Below are 1019 nucleotides of genomic sequence, written 5' to 3' on the forward strand. Positions count from 1 at the left end.
GAACGGGTTAACAAACTGATTCTGATGGGCGGCGGTACCGGTGGGCCAAGCCAGTTTGTACCGATGCCAACGGAAGGAATCAAACTGATTCAGGCGCTCTATCGCAGCCCCGATCTGGAAGCACTGAAAAAGATGATGTCGGTATTTGTTTACGACAGCAGTCATCTGACCGACGAGATGTTCCAGCTGCGTCTGGACAATATGTTGTCCCGTAAAGATCATCTGGAAAACTTCGTTAAAAGTCTCGAAGCCAATCCTAAACAGTTCCCTGATTTTGGTCCGCGGCTGGCAGAAATTAAGGCTGAGACGCTGGTTGTCTGGGGACGCGATGACCGTTTTGTGCCAATGGATATCGGCCTCAAGCTAATTCGTGGGATCCCTAATGCACAGTTACATATCTTTAATAATTGTGGTCACTGGGCACAGTGGGAACACGCAGATACATTTAACAGAATGGTTTTAGACTTCCTGAAGCATTAAATAATGACGGGCTGTTATTTTATTATTTAACAGCCCGTTTTTCGAAAAAATATTATTTCAGCTACAACTGTTCCTCTATTTTCAGAATAACATCATTCATTTTCTTCAGATATTTTTTCGCTGCCTTTTCGGTCGACATCGCTTTAGCGATATATACCAGATTCAAACACCCTACTACTTCATTTTCACGCATAATCGGCCTGGCGATTGCGGCAATATTTCCCTCATCCCCCCAGTCCTGATTGTTAGCACCATACCCCTGCTCCCGGGTCTGACGAAGCACCCGACGAACATAATCCTCATCGTTTGCATGACTCCCCTGCCGGCTGTCCTGCTGTCGTAACCGGGCGAGTATCTCTTCGCGCTCGTCATCCGGACAGTAAGCGATATACGCCCTGCCTGTTGCCGTCATCAACAAGGGCAAACGCCTGCCAACCATATCCCGGTGAAACGAAAGTTTGCTGAAACGGTGGGTTGTTTCGCGGATGACCATAGCATCATCATCCAGCGTACAAAGATCGGTTGGCCATATAACCTCT

2 protein-coding genes are annotated in these 1019 nt (G+C 47.4%); one reads left to right on the forward strand and one right to left on the reverse strand.

What is annotated here, in order from left to right; genetic code table 11:
- The coding region (locus ACQY8X_RS20920) for an alpha/beta fold hydrolase (protein WP_428037065.1) at nt 1–480 on the forward strand (480 nt) is incomplete at its 5' end.
- A gap of 61 nt (nt 481–541) precedes the next feature.
- On the opposite strand, the gene ACQY8X_RS20925 is transcribed toward ACQY8X_RS20920, so the two are convergent.
- The coding region (locus tag ACQY8X_RS20925) for an IclR family transcriptional regulator domain-containing protein (protein WP_428037066.1) at nt 542–1019 on the reverse strand (478 nt) is incomplete at its 5' end.

Origin of the sequence: Amphritea sp., assembly GCF_050300915.1 — a bacterium.
Lineage (GTDB): Bacteria > Pseudomonadota > Gammaproteobacteria > Pseudomonadales > Balneatricaceae > Amphritea.